Here is a 25512-nt window from a genome sequence, read left to right on the forward strand (position 1 = left end):
GATCTCCCGGCGGTTTTTTATTTCTGCAACATTGAACTGTCACCAAAGGCATCGCACACTAGAGGATTGATGCTTATTTGCTGGTGCCGCATGTCTCTCTCCCGTTTCACATTCTCCGTCAAACCTCAGGAAGCCCTTCTCATTCTGATCACCATGTTCTGGGGCGGAACCTTTCTCGCCGTCCAGTACGCGGTCACGCTGAGCGGTCCGTTCTTTTTTGTCGGCCTGCGCTTTGCGACGGCGGCGATTGCCGTGGGATTACTCTCGCTTAAAACCTTGCGCGGGCTGACGCTTAAAGAACTGAAGGCCGGGGTGGCCATTGGGGTTGCGATTGCCATGGGCTACAGCCTGCAGACGTGGGGATTACAGACCATCACCAGCAGCAAATCGGCGTTTATCACCGCCATGTATGTGCCGCTGGTGCCGTTACTGCAATGGCTCTGTCTGGGGAGAATACCGGGTCTGATGTCCTGCACGGGGATCGTGCTGGCGTTTATTGGCCTTATCTTGCTTGCCGGGCCGGAAAACAACCTGCTGGCGCTGGGGCCGGGCGAAATCATTACGCTGGTGGGCGCTATCGCGATTGCCGCGGAAATTATTCTGATCAGCGCCTGGGCTGGCAAAGTGGACGTCAAGCGCGTCACCGTGGTTCAGCTGGCGACCGCGTCGCTGGTGGCTTTTGCCACCATGGTGCCGGCAGGGGAGTCTGTTCCGCCGATGTCCACCGGGCTGGTTGTGGTGGCGCTGGGGCTGGGTATCTTTAGCGCCATTATCCAGGTCACCATGAACTGGGCGCAGCGCAGCGTTTCCCCGACGCGTGCGACGGTTATCTATACCGGCGAACCGGTATGGGCGGGCATTTTCGGGCGTATCGCCGGAGAGCGTTTACCGCTGCTGGCGCTGGTGGGTGCGGCGTTTATTGTCGCCGGCGTGCTGGTGAGTGAGCTGAAGCTGAAACGGAAGAAAAAAGCGCTGCCTGAGCGTGACAGCGCTGCGATAAATCAAGAGTCCTGATGTACCACGTCGCCCTGCGGTGCAGCCGCTTCCCGGCGGCTCAGCAGGGCGTTAAGCAGGATTGCGCCAAAGGTTGCGGTGCCAATCCCACCAAGGGTGAAGCCGCCCAGCGTCAGGGCAAAATCTCCCGCCCCCAGCACCAGCGTGACCGCCACCATAATCAGGTTGCTGTTCTGGCTCAGATCGACACGATGCTGCACCCAGATGCGTGCCCCGGCAACGGCAATCAGACCAAATACCACAATCGATGCCCCACCAATCACCGGCGCGGGAATGGTGTGGATCAGCGCGCCGAATTTCGGTGAGAACCCGAGGAGCATCGCCATCACCGCTGCCGCCACGAAGACCAGGGTGGAGTAAACTTTGGTCACTGCCATCACACCAATATTTTCAGCGTAGGTCGTTACACCGCTACCGCCGACCGAGCCGGAGAGCATGGTAGCCAGACCGTCGCCGACAAAGGCGCGGCCCATGTAAGGGTCCATGCTGCGCCCGGTCATACCCGCAACGGCTTTCAGATGGCCTAAGTTTTCTGCCACCAGGATCACCGCAACCGGCGCGATTAACATCATCGCCTGCGTGTTAAAGACCGGAGACGTCACCTGCGGCAGGCCGAACCAGGCGGCGTTATGCAACAGTGTAAAATCAACCGGCTTGCCCAGACCGAAGACGTTTGCCAGCAGGGCGTACACCAGACAGGCAACGATTAACCCCACCAGGATCAACAGTCGCTGGATCATCCCCCGCGTAAACACCGCCACCAGGCCAATGCAGAGTACCGTGATCACCGCCATCCAGCTTTCAAAGGGCGAACCGGAGACGCTTCTGACGGCTATTGGCGCAAGGTTCAGACCAATTGCCATCACCACAGCCCCGGTGACGACGGGAGGCATCATCCGCTCTATCCAGCGCGTCCCGACCTTCATGACCACCAGGCCAATCAGCGTGTAGACCAGCCCGCAGGCGATAATGCCGCCGAGCGCGACGCTCAGATTCGGGTTGATACCCTGACCGTTAAAGCCGGTGGTGGCGATGACCACGCCGACAAACGCAGCGCTGGAACCAAGATAGCTGGGCACGCGCCCGCCGGTGATGAAAAAGAACAGCAGGGTACCGATACCCGACATCAGAATGGACAGATTGGGATCAAGCCCCATCAGCATGGGCATCAGCACCGTTGCGCCGAACATCGCGACCGCGTGCTGAACCCCCATCACTAAGGTTGGCCCGAGCGGGAGCCTTTCATCCGGCGCGACCACGCCAGGTTCTGTAGAGGTCGATTTCAACTGCCAGTGGGGAAAACCGAACATTGCCATGAGCTGACTCCTTAAGGAGGGTTAACAGGCGGGTCGCATAAGCGCGTGATAGCCGCGGTCAAACCACACCAGCCCTTGCGGCGCGGGGTGGCGAATAATCGAAACGATGTCGCAAAACAGGATGTCGTGCGTGCCCACGCTCACCACCTGGCTGATACGGCAGTCAAACGAGGCCAGCGCCTCCTCCAGACGCGGGCACCCCGTTTCGCCGGTCTCCCAGCGCGCGGCGGCGAAGCGCTCGTCCATCGGGGTTTTCCCCCCAAACAGGTTTGATAGCGGCTCTTGTCCGGCGCTCAGGGTATTGACGCACAGGGTGCGGTTTTCACTGAAGGTCGGCCAGACGGATGCGCCACGGTTCAGGCATACCAGCAGCGTGGGCGGTGAATCCGTTACGCTGCACACCGCGCTGGCGGTGAAACCCGCCATCCCGGCAGGACCGTCGGTGGTGATGATATTGACCGCCGCACCGACGCAGGCCATGGCATCACGGAAGGTTTGTTTATCGGGTGTCATCATGGTGGCTCCTTATGCCAGTGCGCATGCGTCTTCAAAGGCCAGACGCGGCAAACGGCCGTAGAGTTTGCTGGTATCGCCATAGCCAATATTGATAAGCAGATTACTTTTCAGCGACGTGCCGGTGAAAAACGCGTCGTCGACTTTTTGGCGATCAAAGCCTGACATCGGGCCCGTATCGAGCCCCAGCGCCCGACAGGCGAAAATCAGGTAAGCCGCCTGCATCGCGCTGTTGCGAAAGGCTGTCTCTTCGGCAAGCGCCGGGCTTGAGGTAAACCAGCTCCGCGCATCCCCGTGGGGGAACAGGGCGGGAAGGCGTTCATAAAATTCACTATCCCAGGCGACAATCGCCGTAACCGGGGCGGTGAGGGTTTTCTCCAGGTTGCCGCTGGAAAGCGCCGGGCGCAGTTTTTCTTTTCCCTCTGCGCTTCGTACAAACACAATCCGCGCTGGCGAGCAGTTGGCGGACGTGGGACCCCATTTCATCAGGTCGTAGATCTCGCGCAGCGTCTCGTCGCTGACGGGGATCGCCTGCCAGCCGTTATGGGTGCGTGCGCCGGTAAACAGTGATGCCAGCGCGCCAGGGGTAATCGCTTCGCTCATCAGGGCTCCTTATAAAGCGGGTTCAGGGCTGTGCAGCAGGCTGGCAAGCCCGTTCAGCAGCAGCGTATTAAAAGTTTCTGGCTCGGTGACGTTGCAGGCGTGCCCGCCCTGGCGCATTACCACCTTGTGGCTGCCGGGGATGGCCGCCTGCAGCTCAGTGGAACAGACCGCAGGGATGAGCAGATCGTCGGCGGAGCAGATAAGGTGTACCGGGCAGTGAATACGTGAGGCATGGCGACTGAAGTCCGCTTTCTTCAGGGCATTCAGCCTGTGCAGCAGGTTGTTTTTGCCCTGGAAGTGGGCCAGTGCCAGGGCCTCTTCGGCCTCCAGGCGCGGCGCGCGGGCGGCCATCCAGTCGGCCGGGTAAAGAAACAGCGGCTGCGCCTCTACCCACGCCTGTGCGCCGCCTGCATGAAGCAGGCGTTCACGGATCTGGAAACAGCGTCGGGTATGAGCATTCAGAGTGAGCCAGCCGTTCACGCACACCAGCGCGCTGAGGGCATCGGGGTGGTCGAGCGCCAGCTGCAGGCCGATCAGCGCCCCCAGCGCATGACCCACGACGCAGTAACGAACGATCCCGGCGGCATTCAGCGCCCGGGCCAGCTCGTCGGCCATCATCGCCAGGCTGTAGGCTTCCGGCAGCACGTCGGGATTATTGCCCGTCCCGCGCTGGTCGTAGCACACCACCTGGTACTCTTGCTCCAGGACGGCAAGCTGCGGTAGCCAGTAGCTGCCGCCCCCGCCAAGCCCGGCAATCAGGACAACCGTGGGCGCGCCGTCGTAAGGGGGAGGTGAGACAGAGAGCTTCATGGCCGCCTCACTTTGCGATGTGTGCAACGGTCGCGATTTCAACCAGCGCATCTGGCCTCACCAGCCCACACTGAATGCAGAACCGGGCCGGTTTATCACCGGGAAAGAACTCGGCGTAAATGTCGTTAATCGCGGCGTAGTTTTTCCAGTCGGTGATAAAGATACTGTTGAACGTCACATCCTCCATTGTGCCACCCGCTGTTTCGATCACTTTTTTGATCGTCTCCAGCACGTGGCGGGTTTGCGCCTTTGGGTCGTTGGGGTAGACCACGTTATTGTGCTGATCAAACGGCAGCGTGCCGGATACATACACCACACCATCGGCCAGCGTGCCGGGCACGAACGGGGCAATCGGAGTACTGGTTCCTGGCGGAATAATCACGGATTTCGGCATGGTCTTGTTCCTCAGGCAATACGGGCTAGCGGTGGATTCAGGGCGTCGCAAAAATCCGCGACGTTGCTGACCCAGCCAAAAAAGGTTTCGATGTTGAACAGGGCCGCTTGCTGCGCAAACGCCGGCCCGGCCTGATGGGTGGCGTCTTCCAGCACCACGCCAAAATATTCCAGGAAGAAGCCGTCGCGCAGGGTGGATTCCACGCAGACGTTGGTAGCGATGCCGGTAAAGACCAGATGACGGATCCCCCGGCTGCGCAGCAGGCTGTCGAGCGGGGTGTTGAAAAAGCCGCTGTAGCGCGGTTTGGGCAGCACGATATCGCCTGCCTCTGGCACCAGCTCATCCACCAGCTGGTAATCCCAGCTGCCTTTCGCCAGCAGTGTGCCCTGCAGTTCGGGCCGTTTGCGCATGGTTTTCAGGGCGTTCGATTTATGGAAATTGGGAGAGCCCGGGCCACCGGCCTCCACATATTGATCGTCCCAGCCGTTCTGGAACCAGACGATCAGCATGCCAGCCGCGCGGGCTGCGTTGACTGCGGTTTTAATGTTCTCAATCACCGGTCGGGTGGCGGAGACGTCAAATCCCGCCAGATCCAGATAGCCGCCCTGGCTGGCATAGGCGTTTTGCATATCCACCACAATCAGGGCACTTTGGTGCGGCGCAAAGGTGATAGCTTCCGGACGTGCTGCAAGCGTGGTCATTACGCGACCTCCTTTGTGATGGCAGGAATGTGGGCGCGGCACTGCATCAGCGGCTGAATGCGCTCGCCGAATGTTTCCACACCGGTCAGGAACTCATCGAAGGTCAGCAGCACGCCTTCCGCACCGGGCACGGCGGCCACTTCATCGAGCATTCTGGCGACGCTGGCATAGGAACCGACCAGCGTGCCCATGTTGATGTTGACCGCTGAGGTCGGGTCGGCCATCTGACGGACGTTGGTGTCCGAGCCGGAACGGGTATCTTTCTGGCTCTGTTCGGTGAGCCAGCTCAGCGCTTCATCGTCCGCGCCCGCCTTATACCGTTCCCATTTCGCGCGGGCGGCGTCGTCGGTTTCGTCGGCAATGACCATAAACAGGACATAGGAACCCACATCGCGACCGGTTTTGTCCGCGGCCTCTTTCATGCGTGCCGCGGTCGGGGCGAAGGCGGCTGGGGTATTCACGCCTTTGCCAAAGCAGAAGTTGAAGTCGGCGTATTTAGCGGAGAATTCCATTCCTGCGTCGCTCTGCCCGGCGCAGATCACTTTCATCGGGGCGGAAGGCTGCGGGCTGACGCGGCAGTCGTTCATGGTGAAGTAATCACCTTTGAAGTCGCTTTTGCCGGTGCCCCAGAGATCGCGCAGCACCTGCACATACTCGGTCAGGTAGTCGTAGCGGCGGGAGAAATACTCGTCGCCCGGCCAGATCCCCATCTGCTCATATTCAGGTTTTTGCCAGCCCGTAACCAGGTTAACGCCAAAGCGACCACCGGAAATGGAGTCGATGGTGGAGGCCATTCTGGCAACGATCGCCGGCGGCAGGGTGAGGGTGGCGGCCGTCGCGTAGATCTGAATGCGCGAGGTGACGGCTGCCAGCCCGGCCATCAGGGTGAAGGACTCCAGGTTGTGATCCCAGAATTCGGTTTTGCCGCCGAAACCCCGCAGTTTGATCATCGAAAGCGCAAAATCGAAATGGTAGTGCTCCGCCTTTTGCACGATGGCCTTATTCAGCTCAAAAGTAGGCATGTATTGCGGGGCGGTGGTCGAGATTAGCCAGCCGTTGTTGCCGATAGGTACAAATACGCCAATTTTCATCACGAACCTCTCTTTACGACGTTGCAGGTAAAGAGGGTTTTGCAAAGGCAATGCCAGTTTTGAAAATGGCTTTGTTATTAATGTGTTAATCAATGGTTGGTTAATTGAGATACGCAAATGTGGACTAAATGGTCAAAAACATTGCACAGAAAACAGGCATTCATGCGCGATCGGAGTGCAGAGTGTCGTGGTCGGTGAGGGGTTTTGCTATGCTGATGACAACGCAAAATATGGAGAGCGGGAATGACACAAGGTGCAGTGAAAACACCCGGTAAACGTTCGCAGGCGGTCAGTGCGAAGAAGCAGGCCATCCTGAGTGCGGCGCTGGAGACCTTTTCGCAGTTTGGTATTCATGGCACGCGCCTTGAGCAGGTGGCGGAACAGGCTGGGGTGTCGAAAACGAATCTGCTCTACTACTATCCGTCGAAAGAGGCGCTTTATATTGCGGTGATGCAGCAGATCCTCGATATCTGGCTGGCGCCGCTTAAGGCGTTTCGCGAAGAGCTTGCCCCGCTGGTGGCGATCAGGGAGTACATTCGCCTGAAGCTGGAGGTGTCGCGTGATTATCCGCAGGCATCACGGCTGTTCTGCCTGGAGATGCTGCAGGGCGCACCGCTGTTGCAGGCGGAGCTGACCGGGGATTTAAAACAGCTGGTTGACGAGAAATCGGCCATTATTGCCGGATGGGTGGCGGGCGGGAAGCTGGCTCCAGTTGACCCACATCATCTGATCTTTATGATTTGGGCCTCCACTCAGCATTACGCTGACTTTGCGGCCCAGGTTGAAGCGGTGACCGGTAAAACGCTCCAGGATGAGGCGTTTTTCCACAGCACGCTGGAAAACGTTCAGCAGATGATCATTGAAGGGATCCGCGTGCGTTAGTTTCCCGGCGGAAGAGGGCAGCTTAAATCGCCCTCTTCACACTGCATCAGTGAGGCAAGAAACGCTTCACGCTCAACGGTTTTTTCGTTCAGGCACTGGCTGATGATCATCGGCTGGACGCTGCCTCCCTCAGTACCCGACCCGATAAAGTTGCAGTCGGCATCGCGCAGGGCAATCCACGCCTGCTGTGCCTTTTTCAGAAGCTCACGCTGTGGGGCTTCTGCGCGTTTGATGGCAGCCTGATACGTCTGATTCAGTTTTTTATCGGCTGTCTGGTACTGCTGCGCCGTACAGGTGTTCATTTCAAGCTGGGTGGTCGCATTTGCGCACTCTTCTGCCAGCGCGTTCGCGCTCAGCAGCAATGCAGCCCCCGCGATCAGATATCTTTTCATCATCCCCTCCATGTAAAAAAGCCGGATGCGCTGTGCTTATCCGGCCCTGGGTTATTTTGTCACCCCGGTAAGCGTAGTGCCACCGGGGATATTTTACACGATTAACCGATTGTCATCAGGCTCGCGTTACCGCCCGCCGCCGCGGTGTTCACGCTAAGCGAGCGCTCAACGTACAGACGTTCCAGCAGCAGATTGGTTTCGCCGCGGGCAAAGCCCTGTACCGAAACAATCGCACCGCTGCGGGCCGCTACCTGCTCGCACAGTTCGCGCAGCTGGTCGGAATCACCGTGATAGATAACGGCATCAAACGACTGAGTCAGCAGAGCATCGGGCTTCGCAAAATGAATGCGGGCAGAGACCGTTTTCGGCAGCTGTTTCGCGAGGTCACGATGCAGTGCATCTTCCGGCCACAGCACTTCACAACCGGTTGCAGCAGCGGCGGCCAGCTGAACCAGCGCATCCTGCTCGTTGTCCGCCACGCACAGCACACGCTCGCGCGGCATCAGCGTCCAGGTGTTGCGCTCACCGGTTGGCCCCGGCAGCAGGCGCTGCGTTCCCGCCTGCGCCAGTTCGCCATACTGCTGTGCGACAGCGCGCAGTTCCGGGCGTGTTTCTGCCCACGTGATGAGCGCCTCCAGCGGCTGTGTCAGCACGGCCTTCAGCTGCGCGTCCACCGGACGTTCGGCATCCTGACGTGCCAGCGTCACGCCGAGCGCATTGTCCGGACGGTTTGCCAGCAGACGGTACAGGTAGAGTGGACCACCGGCTTTTGGACCGGTACCTGACAGACCTTCACCGCCGAACGGCTGTACGCCCACCACCGCGCCGACCATGTTACGGTTCACGTACAGGTTGCCTACTTTAGCGCTGCCGGTCACCTGAGCGATGGTCTCATCGATGCGGGTATGCACGCCGAGGGTCAGGCCATAGCCGGAGGCGTTAATCTGTTCAATCAGCTCGTTGAGGTTGTTACGGTTGTAGCGCACCACGTGCAATACCGGGCCAAAGACCTCTTTTTTCAGTTCGTCGAAGCTGGCCAGTTCAATCAGCGTTGGCGGCACAAAGGTGCCGGTCTGCCACTCGCGGGCATCCTCGCTGTTTTCACGCACGGCCTGGAAGACCGGACGGCCTTTGGCGCGCATGGTCTGAATGTGGTTTTCGATATTTGCTTTGGCTTCCGCGTCGATAACCGGCCCGATATCGGTCGTGAGACGGCCCGGGTTACCCATGCGGCATTCGGCCATCGCGCCGCGCAGCATCTTCAGCGTGTGGTCTGCCACGTCATCCTGCAGACACAGCACGCGCAGGGCGGAACAGCGCTGGCCCGCGCTGTCGAAGGCGGAGGCGAGAACATCGACCACCACCTGCTCGGTGAGCGCGGAGGAGTCGACGATCATGGCGTTCATGCCGCCGGTTTCAGCGATGAGCGGCGTTGGACGCCCCTGCGCATCAAGACGGGTGGCAATATTGCGCTGCAGCAGGGAGGCCACTTCAGTCGAGCCGGTAAACATCACGCCGCGCACACGGTTATCGGCGGTCAGTTTCGCCCCGACCGTTTCACCGCGGCCCGGCAACAGCTGTATGACACCCGCAGGCACGCCCGCTTCCAGCAGAATGTTAATACCCTGAGCGGCAATCAGCGGGGTCTGCTCCGCCGGTTTTGCCAGCACGCTGTTGCCGGCGGCAAGTGCGGCGGCAATCTGGCCGGTGAAGATCGCCAGCGGGAAGTTCCACGGACTGATACACACCACCGGACCGAGAGGACGGTGGGTTTCGTTATCGAAATCATCACGAACCTGGCCTGCGTAGTAGTGCAGGAAGTCGACCGCTTCACGAACTTCGGCAATGGCGTTGCTGAAGGTTTTACCTGCTTCGCGCACCAGGATCCCGATGAGCGACTGCATCTGGTCTTCCATCAGCACCGCAGCACGTTCCAGAATGGCGCCACGCTCTTGCGGCGGCGTCGCGAACCAGATTGGCGCGTTATTCACCGCGCTGTCCAGCGCCTGATCCACTTCTGCTTCGGTTGCTTCCCGCACGTAGCCGACGATATCTTTTGGCTCCGCCGGGTTAATCACGGGCTGCATTTCGCCATCAGCGACGGGCTGCTCCAGAATCGGTTTGGCCTGCCATTTCTGCAGCGCGCTGTTGAGCAGGGCGGAGGAGAGGGAGGCCAGACGGTGTTCGTTCGCCAGGTCCAGGCCCGCGGAGTTCACGCGACCTTTGCCGTACAGTTCACGCGGCAGCGGGATCTTCGGATGCGGCAGGCCAATCTGACCTTCCTGGGCCGCCATCTTCTCAACCGCCTGCACCGGATCGGCAACCAGCTCGTCAAGCGGCAGGGTGGTATCGGCGATACGGTTAACGAAGGAGGTGTTCGCCCCGTTCTCCAGCAGACGACGCACCAGGTACGCCAGCAGGGTTTCATGGGTGCCCACCGGGGCATAAATACGGCACGGACGGTTCAGTTTGCCATCCGCCACTTTACCGGTGACCTGCTCGTACAGCGGTTCACCCATGCCGTGCAGGCACTGGAACTCATACTGACCCGGATAGTAGTTCTGACCGGCCAGGCTGTAGATGGCCGCCAGAGTGTGGGCGTTATGGGTGGCAAACTGCGGGTAAATCAGGTTCGGCACGCCGAGCAGTTTTTTCGCGCAGGCAAGGTATGAGACATCGGTGTAAACCTTGCGGGTATAGACCGGATAGCCTTCCAGACCTTCCATCTGGGCGCGTTTAATTTCGCTGTCCCAGTAGGCGCCTTTTACCAGGCGGATCATCAGGCGACGGCGGCTGCGGCTTGCCAGGTCAATCAGGTAATCAATCACGAACGGACAACGTTTCTGATACGCCTGGATAACGAAACCAATTCCGTTCCAGCCTGCCAGCTCCGGCTCGAAGCACAGTTTTTCCAGCAGATCGAGGGAGATCTCCAGGCGGTCGGCCTCTTCGGCATCGATGTTGATACCGATGTCGTACTGGCGCGCCAGCAGGGTCAGAGACTTCAGGCGCGGATAGAGCTCTTCCATCACCCGGTCGTACTGCGCACGGCTGTAGCGCGGATGCAGGGCCGAGAGCTTGATGGAGATCCCCGGGCCTTCATAAATACCGCGACCGTTTGACGCTTTACCAATGGCGTGAATCGCCTGCTGGTAAGAGACCATATAAGCCTGCGCGTCGGCGGCGGTCAGCGCCGCTTCACCCAGCATGTCGTAAGAGTAGCGGAAACCTTTATCTTCGAGCTTACGGGCGTTGGCCAGCGCTTCCGCGATGGTTTCGCCGGTAACAAACTGCTCGCCCATCAGGCGCATCGCCATATCCACGCCTTTGCGGATCAGCGGTTCACCGCTCTTGCCGATGATGCGGTTCAGGGAGCGGGAGAGGTTGGCTTCGTTATGGGTCGAGACCAGTCGGCCGGTAAACAGCAGGCCCCATGTCGCCGCGTTGACGAACAGCGACGGGCTGCGGCCGATGTGTGACTGCCAGTTACCGTTGCTGATTTTGTCGCGGATCAGTGCGTCACGGGTGGCTTTGTCAGGAATACGCAACAGCGCTTCCGCCAGACACATCAACGCTACGCCCTCCTGAGAGGAGAGGGAAAACTCCTGCAGCAGACCCTGTACCATTCCGGCGCGGCCGGTGGCATTTTTCTGGTTACGCAGTTTGTCGGCAAGCTGATACGCCAGGCTGTGCGCCTGAGAGGCAATGGCTTCTGGCAGACGGGCCTGCTCCAGCAGCATCGGTACGGCGTCGGTTTCGGCACGACGGTAAGCACCGGTAATGGCGGCGCGGCTGACGGACTGAGGCAGGATCTGCTCGGCGAATTCAAGGAACGGCTGATGGTTTTCGTCAGCAGCGGCGGAAACCTCATCACTTTCATTGGCTGCACCCGCCAGCAGCGCGGGCAGCTCTGGCAGCCCCTCATCGCTTTCGAGCCTTTCAAGGTAGTTAAAAATCGCCTGCTTGATTAGCCAGTGCGGCGTGCGGTCAATGCGGGTTGCTGCGGTCTTAATCCGTTCGCGGGTTGCGTCATCCAGCTTAACCCCCATGGTGGTCATACCCATGCCAAAGCTCCTGTTGTTCTGTCGTCGTGTGCTATCGATAGCGTGAAATATCCACCATGTTGCAACTTTGTGCAACCATGTTAAATGTGACCTGGTTTGCAACCCAGAAAATGAATGGATTGTTAAGAGATGGTTAGCTGGAAAAAAGTGCTGGCTTCTGGATGAGAGGCCTGTTTTTATGCGGGACTTAACACTTTTAAAAGGTGCAACCCGTAAAAGCGTGAGCGAGTGCAACCTATACGAAAGACGTATAAAACCAGGGATGAATTTGATGTAAATGCAGTGTTAAATCGTTTGTGTGCGAGCACTGCTTACGGCAGGATACGCGCGGCCAACAGAAACACATACACACATCACTACGTTCCGGTGATGACATAACAAGGCAACCCGGACGGTTGTCGCTCGACATTTTGGAGAATTTGAATGGCAATTAGCACACCGATGCTGGTGACATTTCTCGTTTATATATTTGGCATGATCCTGATAGGGTTTTTGGCATGGCGTTCAACAAAGAACTTTGACGACTACATTCTGGGCGGGCGTAGCTTAGGGCCGATGGTTACCGCACTCTCTGCGGGCGCGTCCGACATGAGCGGCTGGCTGCTGATGGGGCTGCCGGGGGCGATTTTCATCTCCGGTATTTCTGAAAGCTGGATCGCCATTGGCCTGACCGTCGGGGCATGGATCAACTGGAAGCTGGTTGCAGGCCGTCTGCGCGTGCATACCGAAGCCAACAACAATGCGTTGACCCTGCCGGATTACTTCACCGGACGCTTTGAAGATAACAGCCGCGTGCTGCGCATTATCTCTGCGCTGGTTATCCTCGTGTTCTTCACCATCTATTGTGCCTCTGGTATTGTGGCCGGTGCGCGCCTGTTCGAAAGCACCTTCGGCATGAGCTATGAAACGGCGCTGTGGGCCGGTGCTGCGGCAACCATTCTTTATACCTTCGTGGGCGGTTTCCTGGCCGTAAGCTGGACTGACACCGTGCAGGCGAGCCTGATGATCTTCGCTCTGATCCTGACGCCAGTCATTGTCATCTTCACCGTCGGCGGCTTTGCTGATTCGCTTGAAGTGATTAAGCAGAAGAGCATTGAAAACGTCGACATGCTGAAAGGGCTGAACTTTGTCGCCATCGTTTCTCTGATGGGCTGGGGTCTGGGCTACTTCGGTCAGCCGCACATTCTGGCGCGCTTCATGGCCGCTGACTCTCACCACACGATTGTTCATGCCCGTCGTATCAGTATGACGTGGATGATCCTCTGTCTGGCGGGTGCCTGTGCGGTTGGTTTCTTCGGCATCGCTTACTTCAACAATAACCCGGCGCAGGCAGGTGCAGTAAACCAGAACGCCGAGCGTGTGTTCATCGAACTGGCGGGCATTCTGTTCAACCCGTGGATTGCCGGTATTCTGCTCTCCGCGATCCTGGCGGCCGTGATGTCCACCCTGAGCTGCCAGCTGCTGGTCTGCTCAAGTGCAATCACCGAAGACCTCTACAAAGCGTTCCTGCGTAAAGATGCGAGCCAGAAAGAGCTGGTATGGGTGGGGCGTTTCATGGTGCTGGTGGTGGCCTTAATTGCCATTGCGCTGGCGGCAAACCCTGAGAACCGCGTGCTGGGCCTGGTGAGCTACGCGTGGGCGGGCTTTGGTGCGGCGTTTGGTCCGGTGGTGCTCTTCTCGGTGCTGTGGTCGCGCATGACCCGCAACGGCGCGCTGGCGGGGATGATTATCGGTGCGCTTACCGTTATCGTCTGGAAGCAGTTCGCCTGGCTCGGTCTGTACGAAATTATCCCGGGCTTCATCTTCGGCAGTATCGGCATTGTGGTGTTCAGCCTGCTGGGTAAAGCGCCTTCTGCCTCAATGCAGAAACGTTTTGCTGAAGCAGACGCACACTATCACACTGCACCGCCGTCTAAGCTGCAGGCTGAGTAATCTTCGCTGATAGTCAGGCCGGGTAAGCGCGCGCGCTACCCGGCTTTTTTCTTGCCAAAATCCGCAATTTACGATGATATCGCTGTGCTTATAACAATGAGGATAGCGAAGCATGACAATCAAAACAGGGGTAATGGCAGCGGCATTATTGATGCTGGCGGGCTGCAGTGTGCCGTCGCAACACGCGGCGATGGAGACCTGCAAAGCGGATAACCAGATGCAGCAAACCACGCTCTATTTCGGGCTAAACCGTCCCGCAGGGGCGCAAATCACCACCGGCGAGTGGCAGCAGTTCGTTGACCAGGACGTGACGCCGCGTTTTCGCGATGGCCTGACGGTCTTTGATGCGCGTGGGCAGTGGCTGGGTAACGACGGGAAAGTGGCGCGTGAACCGAGCAAGGCGCTTATGCTGATCCACGGTAAAGATGCGCAGAGCGAGAAGAATATTGAAGCGTTGCGCGGTATTTATAAATCACGCTTCGCGCAGGAGTCGGTGATGCGAGTCGATCAGCCGGTGTGCGTGCAGTTTTAATGAAAAACGGCGGGAGAACCCGCCGTTATCGCTTACAGCACCAGTCCTGCAAAGCTGGCGGACAGCAAACTGACCAGCGTCGCGCCATACACCAGACGTAAGCCAAAACGCGATACCACGTTCCCCTGTTGCTCGTTCAGGCCTTTGATCGCCCCGGCCACAATGCCGATAGAGGCAAAGTTAGCGAACGACACCAGGAAAACGGACAAAATGCCCAGTCCGCGTGGTGACATCTGATGCGCAATTTTTTGCAGCTCAATCATTGCCACAAATTCATTTGCGACCAGCTTGGTTGCCATAATACTGCCGGCATTCAACGCGTCGCTCAGCGGAATACCGACCAGCCATGCCAGCGGGTAAAATACATAGCCCAGGATCTGCTGGAAGCTCATACCAAATACGCTGGAGAAGAGGGCGTTAACGGCGCTAATAAGGGCAATAAAGCCAATCAGCATCGCCAGAATAATCATCGCCACTTTAAAACCGGCCAGAATATACTCGCCAAGCATTTCGAAGAAGCTCTGGGACTCGTGCAGCTTTTCAAGCTTGATGTCCGGCTCTGCTTCCGGGCGCGCCGGGTTGATAATGGAGAGAATAATAAAGGTGCTGAACATGTTCAGGATGAGCGCGGCAACGACAAATTTGGCGTCGAGCATGGTCATATAGGCACCGACAATCGACAGGGATACCGTCGACATGGCCGTGGCCGCCATGGTGAAGAGACGACGAGAGGAGAGGTCGCCCAGTACACCCTTGTAGGCAATAAAGTTTTCAGACTGTCCGAGGATCAGCGAGCTCACCGCGTTGAACGATTCCAGCTTACCCATGCCATTCAGTTTTGACAGCAGTGTCCCGATCACCCGAATAAAAATCGGCAGAATTCGCCAGTGCTGAAGAATACCAATCAGTGCGGAGATAAAAATAATCGGGCAAAGTACGCCGAGGAAAATGAACGCCAGTCCTTTTTCACCCATCCCGCCAAAGACGAAATTGGTGCCTTCAGCCGCGAATTTCAGCAGTGACTCAAAGAATCCCGAGACATATTTAATAATGAACAGCCCGCTTTCGGCATGCAGGAAAAAGAACGCCAGGGCTATTTCAATGACAATCAGCTGTAAAACAAAACGAATGCGAATTTTTCGGCGGTCGAAACTCACCAGCCAGGCAAGCGCAAGAATAATCACCAGCGCCAGCAGGAAATGGATAATGTTAAACATGGTTAATTTTCAGTTGGTTTTTGAGGCAGATATTTAGCCACAGCCCTGATTAACCGTAAATGGGCATTTTCGCTATAACTTATAAACTTAACGATAACGCCAGCAATTATTACCAGGCTGGGTGTTTACAACTCGTCATCAAAACAACACACATTTCGCTTGTTTTTCTTGCTGTCGTAATGATAATCACTATCACAAGAATTTACCTTTCTTTGCATCAGTTGACCGCGATAAACATTTAAGGTGTCGGCATGTTTGTTCCATTTCTCATTATGTTACGTGAAGGTCTCGAAGCGGCCCTCATCGTCAGCCTCATCGCCAGTTATCTGAAGCGAACCCAGCGTGGACGCTGGATTGGTGTCATGTGGATTGGGGTATTCCTCGCCGCAGCACTCTGTCTGGGCCTTGGCATTCTTATCAATGAAACCACCGGTGAGTTTCCCCAGAAAGAGCAAGAGTTGTTTGAAGGGATCGTGGCCGTTATTGCCGTGGTAATCCTTACCTGGATGGTGTTCTGGATGCGTAAAGTGTCCCGCAACGTGAAGGTGCAGCTGGAGCAGGCGGTGGATAACGCCCTGCAAAAGGGCAATAACCACGGCTGGGCGCTGATCATGATGGTCTTTTTCGCCGTGGCGCGGGAAGGGCTGGAGTCGGTTTTCTTCCTGCTGGCGGCATTTCAGCAGGATGTGGGGATCTGGCCACCGCTGGGTGCGATGCTGGGTCTGGCCACTGCGGTGGTGCTGGGATTCCTGCTCTACTGGGGCGGCATTCGCCTTAACCTGGGTGCATTCTTTAAATGGACCAGCCTGTTTATTCTGCTGGTGGCCGCTGGGCTGGCGGCGGGGGCGATCCGCGCTTTCCACGAAGCGGGCCTGTGGAATCACTTCCAGGAAGTGGCGTTCGACCTCAGTAACGTGCTCTCAACGCATTCCCTGACCGGTACCTTGCTCGAAGGTATTTTTGGTTACCAGGAAACGCCGAGCGTCAGCGAAGTGGCGATGTACTTTATCTATTTGGTTCCGGCGCTGGTGCTGTTTGCCATGCCGCCGCGCACCGGCACTCAGACGTCGCGCGTTGCGCCGTAATCTGTCTGCATTAGTTACAACATACTTTTAAAGGGAAGAGTCATGGCAATTCAGTTCCGTCGTAGTGCGTTATGCGCAGGCATTGCCGCGCTGTTCGCTTCAGCATTTTCCGCCTGGGGCGCGGATGTTCCGCAGGTCAAGGTTTCGGTCAATGATAAGCAGTGCGAGCCGATGACCATTACGGTCAACAGCGGCAAAACCCAGTTTATTATTCAGAACCACAGCCAGAAGGCGCTGGAGTGGGAAATCCTGAAAGGCGTCATGGTGGTGGAAGAGCGTGAAAATATCGCGCCGGGCTTTAGTCAGAAGATGACTGCCAACCTGCAGCCGGGTGAATATGAGATGACCTGCGGGCTGCTGACGAACCCTAAAGGCAAGCTTATCGTGAAGGGCGACGCCACGGCCGACGCCGGAAAAGGCACGGCCCTGTTGAGCCTGGGTGATGCGATTACTGCTTATAAAGCGTATGTCATCAAAGAGACGGCGGACCTGGCTACCGGTACCAAAGCCTTCACCGATGCAGTAAAAGCGGGCGATATCGCGAAAGCGAAATCCCTGTATGCGCCAACCCGCCAGCATTACGAGCGGATTGAGCCGATTGCCGAGTTGTTCTCTGACCTGGATGGCAGCATTGATGCCCGTGAAGATGATTTTGAGCAGAAAGCCGCCGACCCGAAATTTACCGGCTTCCACCGTCTGGAGAAAGCCCTGTTTGGCGATAACACTCTCAAAGGGATGGATAAATATGCCGATCAGCTGAACAGTGACGTGCTTGAGCTGCAAAAACGCATCAGTGAGCTGGCCTTCCCGCCATCAAAAGTGGTGGGCGGTGCCGCGGGTCTGATTGAAGAAGTGGCGGCAAGTAAAATCAGCGGTGAAGAAGACCGTTACAGCCACACCGACCTGTGGGACTTCCAGGCGAACGTCGATGGCGCGCAGAAAATTGTCGATCTGCTACGTCCTCAGCTGCAGAAAGATAACAGCGAACTGCTGGCGAAAGTGGATGCCAACTTCAAAAAAGTCGACACCATTCTGGCGAAGTACCGTACCAAAGACGGGTTTGAAACCTACGATAAGCTGACCGATGCCGACCGTAACGCGCTGAAAGGCCCGATTACCACACTGGCGGAAGATCTCTCCCTGCTGCGTGGCGTACTGGGTCTGGATTAAGCACGATGAACAAGCAGAATGAACACGACGTGGTAGAACCTTCACGTCGTCGATTGTTAAAAGGGGTAGGGGCGCTGGGGGGCGCCCTTGCTCTGGCCGGAGGGTGCCCGGTGGCGCATGCGGCGAAACCGCAAAGTGCTCCCGGCACGCTGTCACCCAATGCACGCATGGAGACGCAGCCTTTTTATGGTGAGCATCAGTCGGGCATTTTGACACCACAGCAGGCCTCCATGATGCTGGTGGCTTTTGATTCGCTGGCAAGCGATAAAGCCGATCTTGAGCGTTTGTTCCGCCTGCTGACGACGCGCATCGCGTTTCTCACCGCCGGTGGTCCGGCGCCGGACACGCCTAACCCGCGTCTGCCGCCGATGGATTCCGGTATCCTCGGGGCATTTATCGCTCCGGATAACCTGACGATAACCGTTTCGCTCGGTGAGTCGCTGTTTGATGCGCGCTACGGGCTGGCAAAACAGAAGCCAAAAGCGCTGCAGAAAATGACGCGTTTCCCGAATGATTCTCTGGATGCTGCTCTCTGCCACGGCGATCTGCTCCTGCAGATTTGCGCCAATACCCAGGATACGGTGATCCACGCGCTGCGCGACATCATCAAGCACACGCCGGACCTGCTGAGCGTTCGCTGGAAGCGGGAAGGGTTTATCTCTGACCATGCCGCCCGCAGCAAAGGGAAAGAGACGCCGGTTAACCTGCTGGGCTTTAAAGACGGCACGGCCAACCCGGACAGCCGTAATGACCCGCTCATGAAAGAGGTGGTCTGGGTGACGGCCGATCAGGGCGAGCCGGCATGGGCTGTGGGGGGAAGTTATCAGGCGGTGCGGATTATTCAGTTCCACGTGGAGTTCTGGGACCGTACGCCGCTCAAAGAGCAGCAGACGATTTTTGGCCGCGATAAACAGAGTGGCGCTCCGCTCGGGATGAAGAACGAGCATGATGTGCCTGACTACGCCAGCGATCCGAATGGCGATGTCATCGCGCTGGACAGCCATATCCGCCTGGCCAATCCGCGTACCAAAGAGACACAATCCAGCCTGATGATGCGTCGGGGATATAGCTATTCACTTGGCGTAACCAACGCCGGCCAGCTCGATATGGGGCTGCTGTTTGTCTGCTATCAGCACGACCTGGAGAAGGGCTTCCTGACCGTACAGAAACGCTTAAACGGGGAAGCGCTGGAAGAGTACATTAAACCCATCGGCGGCGGTTATTTCTTTGCCCTGCCTGGCGCACGCGATCGCAACGCCTATCTCGCTCAAGGGTTGATTGAAGCCTGATAATTGTCCCTGCGATAATTCGCGGGGACATTATTTTTTCATATGCCTGTCCTGCTGTTATATTTCTGTAATATTCCTGTATGAGACTGATTTCCACTGTAGGGACAGTCTTAAAGTTACGTTCAGGTAAAATAAATGTTGCATTTATGATAACTCCTGATGTACTTAAGATAAGACAGCGGTAGTTCCCGGCAGTGATGCTGAATCACTATGGAGATCGCGAATGGTTGCGTCCTGTACTGGACATGGTAAACACAAAACCCGCAGCACCCGGCGCGGAGGCTCAGACTCCGGCAGCGATTTCCTCACCACAAAATTATCCCCCTCGACTCAAGAATCTCTTTCGACCGACGTGCAGAATGGTGCGCGTAGCCGTTCTGTTGCGTCATCCGGTAAAGCAAGCAATGGCTTACAAGGAAGCCAACCCTCTGATGTTCGTGCGCATAATCGTGCTGAAACTGGCACGTGTGATGAATACCAACAACTCAAGGTGCTATCCATGGGAAGACAAAAAGCAGTGATCAAAGCTCGTCGCGAAGCAAAACGTGTGCTGAGACGGGATTCACGTAGTCATAAACAGCGTGAAGAAGAATCGGTCACCTCGCTTGTGCAGATGAGTGGCGTAGAAGCAATTGGCATGGCCCGAGACAGCCGTGATAATTCTCCAATTGTGGCGCGCAATGAGGCTCAGGCGCACTACCTGAATGCTATCGAGAGTAAACAGCTCATCTTTGCAACCGGCGAAGCCGGATGCGGGAAAACGTGGATCAGTGCAGCCAAAGCGGCAGAGGCGCTGATCCATAAAGACGTGGAGAGAATTATTGTCACCCGTCCGGTACTGCAGGCTGATGAAGATCTTGGCTTCTTGCCCGGAGATATTTCAGAGAAGTTTGCCCCTTACTTCAGGCCCGTCTATGACGTGCTGGTGAAACGTCTGGGAGCATCCTTTATGCAGTACTGTCTGCGACCAGAGATTGGCAAGGTGGAAATCGCGCCGTTCGCTTATATGCGCGGACGTACATTTGAAAATGCGGTCGTCATTCTTGACGAGGCTCAGAACGTGACCGCAGCGCAAATGAAGATGTTTTTAACGCGCCTCGGGGAAAACGTGACGGTCATCGTCAATGGTGATATTACCCAGTGCGATCTGCCATCGGGCGTGAAGTCCGGACTGAGCGACGCCATGTCACGTTTTGAGGAAGATGAGATGATTGGGGTGGTACGCTTCACGAAAGAAGACTGCGTGCGTTCAGCGCTCTGCCAGCGCACGCTGCAAGCGTACTATTGAGTTAGCCGTTGTGTTCAAAGCCCGGGAAACCGGGCTTTGTTTTTTGTGCGGGCGTCCTGTCCGGGGAATATAAAAGAAAAAAGCCCGTACTTTCGTACGCGCTCTCATCTTGAATATGGCGGTGAGGGGAGGATTGACTCGCTTCGCTCGCCCTGCGGGCAGCCTGTTCGCTGCGCGCTCAGTCTGTCCAACTGGCTGTCGCCCGTTGTCGAACCCCGGTCGGGGATTCTCATCCCCCCTGTCCGGGGGATATAAAAGAAAAAAGCCCGTACTTTCGTACGCGCTCTCATCTTGAATATGGCGGTGAGGGGGGGATTGACTCGCGTCGCTCGCCCTGCGGGCAGCCTGTTCGCTGCGCGCTCAGTCTGTCCAACTGGCTGTCGCCCGTTGTCGAACCCCGGTCGGGGATTCTCATCCCCCCTGTCCGGGGGATATAAAAGAAAAAAGCCCGTACTTTCGTACGAGCTCTTATCTTGAATATGGCGGTGAGGGGGGGATTGACTCGCTTCGCTCGCCCTGCGGGCAGCCTGTTCGCTGCGCGCTCAGTCTGTCCAACTGGCTGTCGCCAGTTGTCGAACCCCGGTCGGGGATTCTCATCCCCCCTGTCCGGGGAATATAAAAGAAAAAAGCCCGTACTTTCGTACGAGCTCTTATCTTGAATATGGCGGTGAGGGGGGGATTCGAACCCCCGATACGTTGCCGTATACACACTTTCCAGGCGTGCTCCTTCAGCCACTCGGACACCTCACCATATTGTTTTGCTGCCTGACCGCTTGGGGGGCAACGGGGCGCTACTATAGGGAGTTGCGCTAAAACGGTCAAGCAGATTTTCTGCTTTAGTGCTTGTTCGGTTAAGCAATAATCAGCTCCACGTCTTTTTGACCGTGGAGCCGGTGATTAACGCTGTGAATCGAGCACTTCGCTGTTTTTGACCACCTCTTGTGCTCTGGTATAGCTTTCGATCAGCAGCTGATAGGCAGGGAAGATATGGGTATACACTTCAGCCCACTCGGCTGCATCTTCCCGGTTCCATGTCCGCTGGATCTCAGAGGCAACCGCCGCGGTATCCATTGGTACCACCCCGGCCTGGACCACGCGCGCCAGAGTGATCTCCTGAGCCATTTTGCTGTAGGTGCCGGAGGCATCAATAACCGCAAACACTTTATAACCCTCCGCGACTGCGCTAATAGAGGGAAACGCCATGCAGACGCTGGTGATGGTGCCGGCGATGATCAACGTTTTGCGCCCGGTGGCTTTCACCGCAGCCACAAACTCCGGGTTATCCCAGGCGTTGATCTCACCTTTACGTGGAACGTATTGCGCATGTGGCGCATTAGCGTGGATCTCCGGGATAAGGGGGCCATTCGGTCCCTGTGGAACAGAAGCGGTGGTGATCACCGGGATCTTCGCCAGGGTAGCGATTTTTGCCAGCGCCGCAGCACGTGCGCGCAACTCTGGCATTGGCATATCCCCCACGGTCTGGAAAAGTCCGCTCTGGTGATCGATAAGCAACATCACCGCATCGTTTACATCAATAACCGGGCGTGAGCCGTTAAAATTTGCAGGTGCAGACATCTTCTTCTCCTTTATTACCATCAGATCTGGCCGAAGCGGCCGGAGTTGAAATCACGAATGGCTTCCGCGATTTCGGTTTTACTGTTCATCACAAACGGCCCATAGCCCACGATGGGTTCATTCAGCGGCTCGCCGGCCATCAGCAGGACTTTGGCATTGAGGCTCGCTTCCAGATGGAGTGTGTCGCCTTGCTGGCTTAATACAACCAGCTGTGCCTCGCCTGCCTGGGCTGTTCCGTTCACCGTAATGGTGCCTTCCATCACAACCAGCGCCGTGCTCCATCCCTCCGGCTGACTGAGCGTGAGATGGCTACCCTGATTGAGCGCGATGTCCCAGACATTTAGCGGTGAAAAGGTGTGCGCGGGGCCAGCAACATCCTCGTAGCGACCTGCGATAACCCGCAGCGAGCCGCTGTTATCCGGCAGCGTGACCATAGGGATATCCGCCTTAGTGATGCTCTGGTAGCCCGGCGTCGCCATTTTGTCTTTGGCAGGCAGGTTGACCCACAGCTGCATCATTTTCAGTTCACCGCCTTTCTGCGCGAACGCGCTGGAGTGGAACTCCTCGTGCAAAATGCCAGCGCCCGCCGTCATCCATTGCACGTCCCCGGGGCCTATTACGCCGCCTCTGCCGGTGGAATCGCGATGTTCAACTTCGCCGGAATAGACGAGGGTGATCGTTTCGAAACCCCGGTGCGGATGCTCGCCGACGCCGCGCTTTGCCCCATCCGCCGGGAAGGTGTATGGCCCGGCATAATCCAGCAGTAAAAACGGGCTGAGCGGCTCGCCGTGTGTCTGGTAAGAAAACATTGAACGTACCGGGAAACCATCACCAACCCAGTGTTGACGGGGAGCGGTGTACACGCCTGTTACGTTTTTCATGATGAACTCCTGAAGCGTTGTTGATGTAATTAGCTTATATTCAGCGTTAATATCCCGGTAGATAGTGAAAATGGCATTCACTGTTCTGAAAATAGAACGATGAGGATTTATGCAGGATCTCAATGACTTCGTCTGGTTTGTGAAGGTGGTCGACTATGGTGGTTTTGCTGCAGCGGGGCGTGCGCTCGATTTGCCGAAGTCCCGGCTAAGCCGCCGGATAGCTCAGCTGGAAGAGCGGCTTGGCGTGCGGTTAATACATCGCACAACGCGGCAGTTTACGGTGACAGAAGTTGGCCAGACCTTCTATCAGCACTGTAAAGCGATGATGGTGGAAGCAGAAGCTGCAGAGGAGGCGGTGGCCGCGTTACAGGCTGAGCCGCGCGGTATTGTCAGGATCACCTGCCCGATAACATTGTTGCATGTCCATGTTGGCCCGATGCTGGCGAGATTTATGGCGCGCTATCCAGGGATCGCGCTGCAGCTTGAGGCAACCAACCGGCGGGTAGACCTGGTGGGGGAGGGGATTGATGTCGCGATCCGTGTGCGCCCGCGTCCGTTCGATGACAGCGATCTGGTGTTAAGGGTACTGGCGGACCGGGGACATTGCCTGGTCGCTGGACCGGCGTTGATTCAGCGGATGGGTAAACCGTTGGTGCCCTCTGAACTCAGTGCCTGGCCTGGATTAAGCACGAACGAGGGTAAACACATCCATAAATGGGAACTGAGCGGTCCCGAAGGGGCGAAGGCGGAAATCCATTACCATCCTCGCCTGATCACTACCGATATGCTGGCGCTGCGTGAAGCGGCTATAGCGGGTATCGGCGTGGTGCAGTTGCCGATATTGATGGTGAAAGATCAGCTTGCGTCAGGGGACCTCATTCGCGTACTTGATGCCTGGGAGCCACGACGTGAGGTGATTCATGCTGTGTATCCTTCAAGACGCGGGTTACTCCCGTCAGTGAGGGCACTGGTGGATTTTCTTACCGAAGAGTATGCGCGGATGGTGGAAGATTAATCTTTCCCTCTCCCCTGGAGCGAGGGTGAGGATCTTACACCACACAAGGTCTCATGCTGCACTGGCGGAGAATATAAAAGAAAAAAGCCCGTACTTTCGTACGCGCTCTCATCTTGAATATGGCGGTGAGGGGGGGGATTGACTCGCTTCGCTCGCCCTGCGGGCAGCCTGTTCGCTGCGCGCGCAGTCTGTCCAACTGGCTGTCGCCCGTTGTCGACCCCCGGTCGGGGATTCTCATCCCCCCCTGTCCGGGGAATATAAAAGAAAAAAGCCCGTACTTTCGTACGAGCTCTCATCTTGAATATGGCGGTGAGGGGGGATTGACTCGCGTCGCTCGCCCTGCGGGCAGCCTGTTCGCTGCGCGCTCAGTCTGTCCAACTGGCTGTCGCCAGTTGTCGAACCCCGGTCGAGGGTTCTCATCCCCCCTGTCCGGGGGATATAAAAGAAAAAAGCCCGTACTTTCGTACGAGCTCTTATCTTAAATATGGCGGTGAGGGGGGGATTCGAACCCCCGATACGTTGCCGTATACACACTTTCCAGGCGTGCTCCTTCAGCCACTCGGACACCTCACCATATTGTCATCCCGTTGTTGCCGGGACGGGCGCTAATGTAAGGAAAAGCCGAACTGGCGTCAACTCACTTTTTCAGTAAATCAGTGCATTTAGACAAACTTCAGTCAACATGGCTTTTAAATGTGCTGAAAGCGCCTTTTTTATCAACAACGCGGTGGAGGTAAAAATTTGTTATGCTGGCAATCCAGTTGAAAATGAACACAAAACAGCGCAATAAAAGGCAGGAATGACTATGGATATAATCTTCTATCACCCCACTTTTGATACTGCTTACTGGATTAAGGCACTTTCGGCGGCGTTGCCTGGGGCGCGCGTGCGTGAGTGGAAACGTGGTGATAACGAACATGCTGACTACGCGCTGGTCTGGCATCCGCCGGTAGAAATGCTCCAGGGCCGTAAACTGAAGGCCGTTTTTGCACTGGGCGCCGGCGTGGATTCGATTCTGAGCAAACTGAAAGCACACCCTGAAATGCTGCCGGAAGAGATCCCTCTTTTCCGTCTGGAAGATACCGGCATGGGACAGCAAATGCAGGAGTATGCCGTCAGCCAGGTGCTGCACTGGTTCCGCCGCTTCGACGACTATCAGGCACTAAAACAGCAATCCCACTGGGAACCGCTGCCGGATTATCAGCGCGAAGATTTTACCATTGGTATCCTCGGGGCTGGCGTGCTCGGCTCAAAAGTCGCTGAAGCACTTGCTCCGTGGGGCTTCCCACTGCGCTGCTGGAGCCGTAGCCGCAAGGATTATCCGGGCGTAGAAAGTTTTGCCGGCGCTGATGAGCTTCCTGCGTTCCTGAACGGTACGCGCGTGCTCATCAACCTGCTGCCAAATACGGCCGAAACGGTGGGGATTATCAATGGTGCACTGCTAAATCAACTGGCTGACCAGAGTTACGTAATGAACCTGGCGCGCGGGGTACACCTTGTTGAGTCCGATCTGCTGCAGGCGCTGAACAGCGGAAAACTGAAAGGGGCGATGCTGGATGTGTACAGCCGCGAGCCGTTACCGGCCGAAAGCCCGCTGTGGGCACATCCGCGTGTGGCGATGACGCCGCACATTGCAGCGGTCACGCGTCCGGCGGAAGCTGTGGCCTATATTACCCACACCATCAGTGAGATGGAGCAGGGCCATCCGGTAACCGGACAGGTCGACAGACAGCGCGGCTACTGAGTGA

22 protein-coding genes, 2 tRNA genes and 4 other RNA genes are annotated in these 25512 nt (G+C 56.9%); 10 read left to right on the plus strand and 18 right to left on the minus strand.

Features of this window, described 5'->3' with window-relative positions; genetic code table 11:
- The first annotated feature begins 90 nt into the window (after positions 1-90).
- Positions 91-1014 (plus strand): DMT family transporter, encoded by a 924-nt coding sequence (locus HV242_RS08045; RefSeq protein WP_041162529.1) that lies wholly within the window; start codon positions 91-93, stop codon positions 1012-1014.
- Here the strand turns inward: HV242_RS08045 and rutG are convergent.
- The 7 genes from rutG to rutA are packed head-to-tail and all read right to left on the minus strand — an operon-like array spanning position 1002 to position 6442.
- Positions 1002-2330 carry a pyrimidine utilization transport protein G gene (gene rutG / locus HV242_RS08050; RefSeq protein ID WP_014169495.1) on the minus strand — a complete coding sequence of 443 codons (1329 nt, stop codon included), beginning with the start codon at positions 2328-2330 and terminating at the stop codon, positions 1002-1004. The two genes, HV242_RS08045 and rutG, sit on opposite strands and share 13 nt — an antisense overlap.
- A gap of 21 nt (positions 2331-2351) precedes the next feature.
- Positions 2352-2846 carry an NADH-dependent FMN reductase RutF gene (rutF, locus tag HV242_RS08055; RefSeq protein ID WP_014169496.1) on the minus strand — a complete coding sequence of 165 codons (495 nt, stop codon included), beginning with the start codon at positions 2844-2846 and terminating at the stop codon, positions 2352-2354.
- 9 nt (positions 2847-2855) lie between these two features.
- Positions 2856-3446, minus strand: a complete 591-nt coding sequence (locus HV242_RS08060; RefSeq protein ID WP_025204485.1) for a malonic semialdehyde reductase — start codon at positions 3444-3446, stop codon at positions 2856-2858.
- Between the two features lie 9 nt (positions 3447-3455).
- The gene (gene rutD, locus HV242_RS08065) at positions 3456-4256 is read right to left on the minus strand and encodes a pyrimidine utilization protein D (RefSeq protein ID WP_020884719.1); all 801 of its coding nucleotides are present in this window, start codon (positions 4254-4256) and stop codon (positions 3456-3458) included.
- Between the two features lie 7 nt (positions 4257-4263).
- On the minus strand, positions 4264-4650 hold the full coding sequence (gene rutC, locus HV242_RS08070; RefSeq protein WP_050736619.1) for a pyrimidine utilization protein C: 387 nt from the start codon (positions 4648-4650) through the stop codon (positions 4264-4266).
- Positions 4651-4661: 11 nt separating this feature from the next.
- On the minus strand, positions 4662-5351 hold the full coding sequence (rutB, locus tag HV242_RS08075; RefSeq protein WP_020884717.1) for a pyrimidine utilization protein B: 690 nt from the start codon (positions 5349-5351) through the stop codon (positions 4662-4664).
- Complete coding sequence (rutA, locus tag HV242_RS08080; protein ID WP_025204484.1) at positions 5351-6442, minus strand: pyrimidine utilization protein A; 1092 nt, start codon at positions 6440-6442, stop codon at positions 5351-5353. Before rutA ends, rutB begins: the two co-directional genes overlap by 1 nt.
- Positions 6443-6685: 243 nt before the next feature.
- Between rutA and rutR the strand changes: the two genes are divergently transcribed.
- A complete protein-coding gene (rutR, locus tag HV242_RS08085; protein ID WP_014169502.1) occupies positions 6686-7324 on the plus strand; it encodes an HTH-type transcriptional regulator RutR in 639 nt (212 codons plus the stop codon).
- Here the strand turns inward: rutR and HV242_RS08090 are convergent.
- Together HV242_RS08090 and putA are read right to left on the minus strand one after the other, a co-directional pair.
- Complete coding sequence (locus tag HV242_RS08090; protein WP_050736620.1) at positions 7321-7716, minus strand: lysozyme inhibitor LprI family protein; 396 nt, start codon at positions 7714-7716, stop codon at positions 7321-7323. The two genes, rutR and HV242_RS08090, sit on opposite strands and share 4 nt — an antisense overlap.
- A 101-nt stretch (positions 7717-7817) precedes the next feature.
- Positions 7818-11780, minus strand: a complete 3963-nt coding sequence (putA, locus tag HV242_RS08095) for a trifunctional transcriptional regulator/proline dehydrogenase/L-glutamate gamma-semialdehyde dehydrogenase (RefSeq protein ID WP_050736621.1) — start codon at positions 11778-11780, stop codon at positions 7818-7820.
- Between the two features lie 423 nt (positions 11781-12203).
- Here putA and putP point away from each other — a divergent pair, with 423 nt between their 5' ends.
- Both putP and HV242_RS08105 read left to right on the plus strand, forming a co-directional pair.
- The gene (putP, locus tag HV242_RS08100; protein WP_020884712.1) at positions 12204-13712 is read left to right on the plus strand and encodes a sodium/proline symporter PutP; all 1509 of its coding nucleotides are present in this window, start codon (positions 12204-12206) and stop codon (positions 13710-13712) included.
- A 112-nt stretch (positions 13713-13824) separates the two neighbouring features.
- Positions 13825-14244, plus strand: coding sequence for a DUF3574 domain-containing protein (locus tag HV242_RS08105; protein ID WP_014169506.1), 420 nt, complete (start codon positions 13825-13827; stop codon positions 14242-14244).
- Positions 14245-14276: 32 nt separating this feature from the next.
- Here the strand turns inward: HV242_RS08105 and HV242_RS08110 are convergent, their stop codons facing one another.
- Entirely contained in the window at positions 14277-15461 is a 1185-nt protein-coding gene (locus tag HV242_RS08110; RefSeq protein WP_014169507.1) for a NupC/NupG family nucleoside CNT transporter, read from the minus strand.
- Positions 15462-15712: 251 nt separating this feature from the next.
- On the opposite strand from HV242_RS08110, the gene efeU reads away from it, so the two are divergent.
- From efeU to phoH, 4 genes are all read left to right on the plus strand, one after another.
- Positions 15713-16546 carry an iron uptake transporter permease EfeU gene (efeU, locus tag HV242_RS08115; protein WP_020884710.1) on the plus strand — a complete coding sequence of 278 codons (834 nt, stop codon included), beginning with the start codon at positions 15713-15715 and terminating at the stop codon, positions 16544-16546.
- Positions 16547-16588: 42 nt separating this feature from the next.
- The gene (efeO, locus tag HV242_RS08120) at positions 16589-17716 is read left to right on the plus strand and encodes an iron uptake system protein EfeO (protein ID WP_063858501.1); all 1128 of its coding nucleotides are present in this window, start codon (positions 16589-16591) and stop codon (positions 17714-17716) included.
- A 5-nt stretch (positions 17717-17721) separates the two neighbouring features.
- Positions 17722-19005 carry an iron uptake transporter deferrochelatase/peroxidase subunit gene (gene efeB, locus HV242_RS08125; protein ID WP_020884708.1) on the plus strand — a complete coding sequence of 428 codons (1284 nt, stop codon included), beginning with the start codon at positions 17722-17724 and terminating at the stop codon, positions 19003-19005.
- A gap of 499 nt (positions 19006-19504) precedes the next feature.
- The gene (gene phoH / locus HV242_RS08130) at positions 19505-20293 is read left to right on the plus strand and encodes a phosphate starvation-inducible protein PhoH (protein ID WP_024908976.1); all 789 of its coding nucleotides are present in this window, start codon (positions 19505-19507) and stop codon (positions 20291-20293) included.
- Between the two features lie 116 nt (positions 20294-20409).
- On the opposite strand, the gene HV242_RS08135 is transcribed toward phoH, so the two are convergent.
- The 6 genes from HV242_RS08135 to HV242_RS08160 all read right to left on the minus strand — a co-directional run bounded on the left by HV242_RS08135 (position 20410) and on the right by HV242_RS08160 (position 22749).
- Positions 20410-20547, minus strand: a non-coding RNA gene (locus HV242_RS08135) — RtT sRNA.
- A gap of 44 nt (positions 20548-20591) precedes the next feature.
- Positions 20592-20729, minus strand: a non-coding RNA gene (locus HV242_RS08140) — RtT sRNA.
- 44 nt (positions 20730-20773) lie between these two features.
- A non-coding RNA gene (locus tag HV242_RS08145) (RtT sRNA) lies at positions 20774-20911 on the minus strand.
- A gap of 44 nt (positions 20912-20955) precedes the next feature.
- A tRNA-Ser gene (locus HV242_RS08150) sits at positions 20956-21043 on the minus strand.
- Positions 21044-21190: 147 nt separating this feature from the next.
- Complete coding sequence (locus HV242_RS08155) at positions 21191-21868, minus strand: isochorismatase family protein (protein WP_040017121.1); 678 nt, start codon at positions 21866-21868, stop codon at positions 21191-21193.
- Between the two features lie 20 nt (positions 21869-21888).
- The gene (locus HV242_RS08160) at positions 21889-22749 is read right to left on the minus strand and encodes a pirin family protein (RefSeq protein ID WP_050736625.1); all 861 of its coding nucleotides are present in this window, start codon (positions 22747-22749) and stop codon (positions 21889-21891) included.
- 109 nt (positions 22750-22858) lie between these two features.
- Here HV242_RS08160 and HV242_RS08165 point away from each other — a divergent pair, with 109 nt between their 5' ends.
- On the plus strand, positions 22859-23764 hold the full coding sequence (locus tag HV242_RS08165) for a LysR family transcriptional regulator (protein WP_014169514.1): 906 nt from the start codon (positions 22859-22861) through the stop codon (positions 23762-23764).
- 304 nt (positions 23765-24068) lie between these two features.
- Here HV242_RS08165 and HV242_RS08170 read toward each other — a convergent pair.
- Positions 24069-24204: non-coding RNA, RtT sRNA (locus tag HV242_RS08170), on the minus strand.
- 45 nt (positions 24205-24249) lie between these two features.
- Positions 24250-24337 (minus strand) — tRNA-Ser (locus tag HV242_RS08175).
- Between the two features lie 232 nt (positions 24338-24569).
- Between HV242_RS08175 and ghrA the strand changes: the two genes are divergently transcribed.
- Positions 24570-25508 (plus strand): glyoxylate/hydroxypyruvate reductase GhrA, encoded by a 939-nt coding sequence (gene ghrA, locus HV242_RS08180; RefSeq protein WP_020884704.1) that lies wholly within the window; start codon positions 24570-24572, stop codon positions 25506-25508.
- Positions 25509-25512 lie beyond the last annotated feature (4 nt).

The organism is Enterobacter sp. RHBSTW-00593, assembly GCF_013784105.1.
In the GTDB taxonomy this organism is placed as follows: Bacteria; Pseudomonadota; Gammaproteobacteria; order Enterobacterales; family Enterobacteriaceae; genus Enterobacter; species Enterobacter ludwigii.

What these genes read in the sequence shown, in the direction of transcription:
- HV242_RS08045 (WP_041162529.1), top strand. Translation starts at nt 91, where the DNA reads ATGTCTCTCTCCCGTTTCACATTCTCCGTCAAACCTCAGGAAGCCCTT.
- rutG (WP_014169495.1), bottom strand. Translation starts at nt 2,330, where the DNA reads ATGGCAATGTTCGGTTTTCCCCACTGGCAGTTGAAATCGACCTCTACA.
- rutF (WP_014169496.1), bottom strand. Translation starts at nt 2,846, where the DNA reads ATGATGACACCCGATAAACAAACCTTCCGTGATGCCATGGCCTGCGTC.
- HV242_RS08060 (WP_025204485.1), bottom strand. Translation starts at nt 3,446, where the DNA reads ATGAGCGAAGCGATTACCCCTGGCGCGCTGGCATCACTGTTTACCGGC.
- rutD (WP_020884719.1), bottom strand. Translation starts at nt 4,256, where the DNA reads ATGAAGCTCTCTGTCTCACCTCCCCCTTACGACGGCGCGCCCACGGTT.
- rutC (WP_050736619.1), bottom strand. Translation starts at nt 4,650, where the DNA reads ATGCCGAAATCCGTGATTATTCCGCCAGGAACCAGTACTCCGATTGCC.
- rutB (WP_020884717.1), bottom strand. Translation starts at nt 5,351, where the DNA reads ATGACCACGCTTGCAGCACGTCCGGAAGCTATCACCTTTGCGCCGCAC.
- rutA (WP_025204484.1), bottom strand. Translation starts at nt 6,442, where the DNA reads ATGAAAATTGGCGTATTTGTACCTATCGGCAACAACGGCTGGCTAATC.
- rutR (WP_014169502.1), top strand. Translation starts at nt 6,686, where the DNA reads ATGACACAAGGTGCAGTGAAAACACCCGGTAAACGTTCGCAGGCGGTC.
- HV242_RS08090 (WP_050736620.1), bottom strand. Translation starts at nt 7,716, where the DNA reads ATGAAAAGATATCTGATCGCGGGGGCTGCATTGCTGCTGAGCGCGAAC.
- putA (WP_050736621.1), bottom strand. Translation starts at nt 11,780, where the DNA reads ATGGGTATGACCACCATGGGGGTTAAGCTGGATGACGCAACCCGCGAA.
- putP (WP_020884712.1), top strand. Translation starts at nt 12,204, where the DNA reads ATGGCAATTAGCACACCGATGCTGGTGACATTTCTCGTTTATATATTT.
- HV242_RS08105 (WP_014169506.1), top strand. Translation starts at nt 13,825, where the DNA reads ATGACAATCAAAACAGGGGTAATGGCAGCGGCATTATTGATGCTGGCG.
- HV242_RS08110 (WP_014169507.1), bottom strand. Translation starts at nt 15,461, where the DNA reads ATGTTTAACATTATCCATTTCCTGCTGGCGCTGGTGATTATTCTTGCG.
- efeU (WP_020884710.1), top strand. Translation starts at nt 15,713, where the DNA reads ATGTTTGTTCCATTTCTCATTATGTTACGTGAAGGTCTCGAAGCGGCC.
- efeO (WP_063858501.1), top strand. Translation starts at nt 16,589, where the DNA reads ATGGCAATTCAGTTCCGTCGTAGTGCGTTATGCGCAGGCATTGCCGCG.
- efeB (WP_020884708.1), top strand. Translation starts at nt 17,722, where the DNA reads ATGAACAAGCAGAATGAACACGACGTGGTAGAACCTTCACGTCGTCGA.
- phoH (WP_024908976.1), top strand. Translation starts at nt 19,505, where the DNA reads ATGGGAAGACAAAAAGCAGTGATCAAAGCTCGTCGCGAAGCAAAACGT.
- HV242_RS08155 (WP_040017121.1), bottom strand. Translation starts at nt 21,868, where the DNA reads ATGTCTGCACCTGCAAATTTTAACGGCTCACGCCCGGTTATTGATGTA.
- HV242_RS08160 (WP_050736625.1), bottom strand. Translation starts at nt 22,749, where the DNA reads ATGAAAAACGTAACAGGCGTGTACACCGCTCCCCGTCAACACTGGGTT.
- HV242_RS08165 (WP_014169514.1), top strand. Translation starts at nt 22,859, where the DNA reads ATGCAGGATCTCAATGACTTCGTCTGGTTTGTGAAGGTGGTCGACTAT.
- ghrA (WP_020884704.1), top strand. Translation starts at nt 24,570, where the DNA reads ATGGATATAATCTTCTATCACCCCACTTTTGATACTGCTTACTGGATT.